Below are 4532 nucleotides of genomic sequence, written 5' to 3' on the forward strand. Positions count from 1 at the left end.
TTGTAACGGTATGTTGGAAAATCCTATTCCCGAACTTTTGTTAACGTTCCCGAACCTTTAAAAAGATTACAAAGAATCAATACATTATACATAGGAGAAAATTGAGTGGCGGAGAGGAAGAGATTCGAACTCTCGAGAGCCTTTTGAGCCCTACTCCCTTAGCAGGGGAGCGCCTTCGACCACTCGGCCACCTCTCCAAGGAGAGTGCATAAATGGTATCAACAGAAACTTCAAGACATTTTCGATTTTTTTCAAAAATATCTAAGTTTTTTCTTTTTTAGTGACCCACAGAGGATAAAAAGCTAACAAAATGAAAATTGTGCCTTTTTTATCACATTGCCTTGAATAGTACATGAATATCCTTCAAAAGGGTAATTTCATATTTGTATCTTTAAAAAAGATCAGTATAGCTAGCATTACGAGTATCGCGTATTTTTGCCTTTCATGAGTTGAACAAATAATATTCCTTAGAAAAAATTACACTACCTTTCATTGGAGATCCACTATGAGTATTAAATCCCTATTTTTAAGCTCTACAGCAGCTTTTTTAGCAATTTCTGGAGCACAAGCAGCTTCAACAGTAATTGCAGAACCAGAGCCTGTGGAATATGTTCGCGTTTGCGATGCATATGGAAAAGGATATTTCTATATCCCCGGAACAGAAACTTGCATGCGTTTATCAGGAAATGTCCGCGCTGATTTTCTAGGCGGTGATAACGTTGATGCTACAACCGACGCTGAATTAGCTCAAAAAAGAAAAACATATGGTGCATCATCACGATTAACCCTTGTTTTTCAAGCCGCTTCTGAAACAGAAATGGGAACACTTCGTTCCTATGCACGAATCTACTCAAGCTGGGGGAATGGTGCTAACAAAGCTGGTGCAACACTCTCAGCTGCTTACATTGAACTTGGCGGTTTTCGTGTAGGTCTTGATGACACAATTTTCAACAGTTGGACAGGCGGTTATGGAAACGTTCTAAATGATGACAGTATAGCGCCAAGTGGTATCACACGTACCAATTTTATCTCTTATACCTTTAGTGGTGACTCTGGCTTTTCTGCCATTATCGGTGCCGAATTAGGCAACGCCGATGGTCCTGCCTCCATCGAAGGTGCATACTACTATATTGATAAAGATGATAAAATTGCTGTCGTTCCTACAGATAGTCTCCCAAGTAAAAGAATAAAAGATTACACTCCCAATCTGGTTTTTGGTATAAAATTTATGCAAAAATGGGGTGGTTTTTCAACAGTTGCTGCTTATGATTCTTACTACAAAAAATGGGCTGGTAAGGTACGTGTAGATTTCAATGTCAATGATCGTTTTAACCTATGGGCAATGGCTGGCTATAAAAATAGCGTTGATTACTACACAAAAGATGCAAACGACGTATTATCACGAGAAAATACGACAATCTATGCGAACTGGGGAGGCAAATGGGCTGCATGGGCTGGTGCAACTTACAAACTCACTTCAAAAGCAAATCTAAATGCTCAAGTTTCTTATAGCGCTGTAAAAACCTTTGCAACTTCTGTAAATATTGCATACACGCTGGTTCCAGGTTTTGTGATTACACCAGAGCTCACTTACGTTTCTTGGAATGATGATCGCTCCTTAAAAAGCATAGACGCTGCTACGACATATACACATGCTCTGCATAAGAAAAGTGCTTTACAAGGTATGATTCGCTTCCAGCGCTCATTCTAATCCTTTTGGACTACACTTTCAAAAACTGGTAACATATGTTGCCAGTTTTTGCACTTTCCCATGATGGCTATAACACTGTTCCGTGATATTTTTTTGCCACTATCTCTACAAAAAATCTGCTTACTGTTATAAAAATATTCCAAATAAATGAACCGGATGAATGTTGATAAGCACACTTCATAAGCCTTGCATGTAAGTCTAAATAATGCAGATCTTCATTATCAAAGAATTTATCATCAAAAGTGTGCAAATATCCTCTAGAGAAAACAAAACAAGCGAGATATAGCTTCAACGCACTAGATAATTGATCATAGAAATATTTTTAGTAAAAATGATAGCGCTAAAATAAACAACGAAATTCTTTACAACTTTAATATTTGCAAATACGTCAAAAATATCCTCTTAAAATCAGAGGTGATGTATATTTTTCAAAATTCTGAAAATATCGCACATATATTCTTTGCAGCGCGCATACCTTGCTTGCTTCTTTCAATCATCGTCACACACTTACTGTATACAACAAGTACAGAACTACAATCCATACTTTTCATATCTAATGATTACGAGAGGAGAAATAATGCAAGATTCTTTGGACATCCCCATCTTTACCCTTTAAAATAATAAGCCCATGCTATCAATTTATTTACCAGCTTTCAATGTTGCAACCGCTTTTGCACAGAGACGTTCCACGGGAGGTATATTGCCTCCTTTCTAAAACGTTTCTTATCCGCATACTGATTTCGTTCATGACATGCAAATAAATAATTTTCTAATGTCTAATGTAAAACTTTGAAATGAAAAAACCTTACTATATTGGGAACTCTCATTCAAATTGTAAAATAACGAATCATCTTTATAAAATTCTTTTTTACACAACACTCCCCTCTTTTCTTTTAACTCTTGAGCATTATGTTTTCTGTACTATGCACAACACCCTAACTTCACGTATCTTTTTTAATGAGGCTGTTCCATATACAATAAAGAAACGAGTTTTTAAAATTCACTTTTTACTAAGTTTTCTCATCCTTTTCCCATGAATTGCTTTACAGATAGCTTTTTCTCACACAAGCCCAATCGGCAAAAAGCAAAACTCACCGGAAAACGTCCACTGTTGTATTAACTTGACGGAAAATACTTATCTACCAAAGCATAAATAATAGCTGCTGTTTCAACATCCAAAATCCCATCATAATTCTCTTGACGAAAATGAAGCTGAAATGCTCGTATCAAATTCTTATATCCAATTTCGGTACCTGCAATCGAAATATCATACCCATAACATCTCAGTTTAGCCAAAATATCCTCTTTAGCTGGAAAACTCTCACAGAACTTCTCTTGATAGTGATTTTTTAGTTCATCATCATACCATGCCCCTATGCCAACCGCATAAAGTTCTTTCCACGGAAAAGCTGCCCCTGGATCACTTTTCCTGCCAATGGCAATATCACTGTGTCCAACGACATCGACTGGCATGATATCTGGATGCCGTTGAAGAATATTCAATGCCAGTTCCTTAACTGCATCAATTTGCGTTGGATTATAAGGAGGAAATACAAAATCCTCATTATTATAAGTAATGAGGTTAACTGTCTCAAGCTGCAGAGCTGTACCACTCACATGAGTGCCCTCAGCCCATGAACCAACATCCGTCTGTAATTGGCACCCATCTTTATCAACGAGATTTAAAACACGCGCATCCTTTAAAGCTGCATCAACATACGTCTGTTCTCCACTATCAGAATGACCCGTAGCTAAATTGACTATTTCAATCCCAATAGAGGTATCATTTATATTATTACGCCCCGCCCATGAGCTCACACCCGCATGCCACGCACGCTCATTTTCATCCACCAGATTAAAGATACGCATATCCTTAAACCCTGCCTCAATATACGTCTGCTCTGATGGATCAGGAACAAGATAGTGGGCACTAACCCTCTCTCCTGTAAGAGCCATAACCGACTCTTTAAAATTAATGGAAGTATAATGCATAACAAGAAAATGAACACGACGATTAAAACTTTTGATAGAACGATAACTGTTGTAATCAATATGATACATAGAAATCCTGCCTTTTTTCTAGTTCACAAATACCATCGCGCTTCACAAAAGACAGTATGCAAAAAGAGTGCTGAGCAACATACAGCCCGATATCACCGCACAAAAGACATACCGCTTAACCATCATGCGATAGTGTAAAAATGTTGGAGAGTATTTTATGAAATTTTTATGGCAATTTATTGGCAATTACATTAACAATGCATTTTTGAGATTAACTCTTCACTGGTGTATTTCCAAACAAAGCTTGCAAACTTTTTCTGTACAGTCGCAAATAATACGAGATCCCTTCTTACTTTTTTATAAAAGAAGTTTTCTCTCACCCCTCTTAAAAGCATATCCCTCATCTCTAAATCAATGCGTGCAGAGAATCTTTCTTAAACTGAATAAAACAATCTCCAAGAGTCATTGTGTTTTCATCATGCAATAAAAATCTCTCTATAATTCATGTATCCATATGATTTTTACCCGAAATCGTATAAATATTTGTTGCAAAAAGGTAATGGTGAGTTCTAGCCTCAGCAATATCCCGAACAAAACCTGAACGATAATACCCGCATTTTTCTGTAAAAGCGTTTCAGATAAAATATTTATCCGTTATTTGATACCGCTTAGCTGTTTGTTTGATGTCAAAGAAAGTGCTCGTAAATATAAAAGACCGTAAAGTATCAGACTATAGCGCTGTCTCTAACCTAAACAATAAGAAAGTGATGTGGAGAATATTTTTACGTTTCTAAAGAGTATCATTTGCGTTTCTCCGTTT

Annotated in this window: 2 protein-coding genes and 1 tRNA gene; 1 reads left to right on the top strand and 2 read right to left on the bottom strand. The window is 36.9% G+C overall.

Translation table 11 applies throughout. The annotated features are described in order from the left end of the window. Positions 1-106: 106 nt before the first annotated feature. Positions 107-197, bottom strand: a tRNA-Ser gene (locus tag GQO39_RS08030). Positions 198-505: 308 nt separating this feature from the next. On the opposite strand from GQO39_RS08030, the gene GQO39_RS08035 reads away from it, so the two are divergent. Beyond that, the gene (locus tag GQO39_RS08035; protein ID WP_156851703.1) at positions 506-1711 is read left to right on the top strand and encodes a porin; all 1206 of its coding nucleotides are present in this window, start codon (positions 506-508) and stop codon (positions 1709-1711) included. A 1116-nt stretch (positions 1712-2827) separates the two neighbouring features. Here the strand turns inward: GQO39_RS08035 and GQO39_RS08040 are convergent. After that, the gene (locus tag GQO39_RS08040; protein WP_156851704.1) at positions 2828-3772 is read right to left on the bottom strand and encodes an N-acetylmuramoyl-L-alanine amidase; all 945 of its coding nucleotides are present in this window, start codon (positions 3770-3772) and stop codon (positions 2828-2830) included. Positions 3773-4532: the final 760 nt, after the last annotated feature.

This window comes from Bartonella refiksaydamii (genome assembly GCF_902652675.1).
In the GTDB taxonomy this organism is placed as follows: domain Bacteria; phylum Pseudomonadota; class Alphaproteobacteria; order Rhizobiales; family Rhizobiaceae; genus Bartonella; species Bartonella refiksaydamii.

What these genes read in the sequence shown, in the direction of transcription:
- GQO39_RS08035 (WP_156851703.1), top strand. Translation starts at nt 506, where the DNA reads ATGAGTATTAAATCCCTATTTTTAAGCTCTACAGCAGCTTTTTTAGCA.
- GQO39_RS08040 (WP_156851704.1), bottom strand. Translation starts at nt 3,772, where the DNA reads ATGTATCATATTGATTACAACAGTTATCGTTCTATCAAAAGTTTTAAT.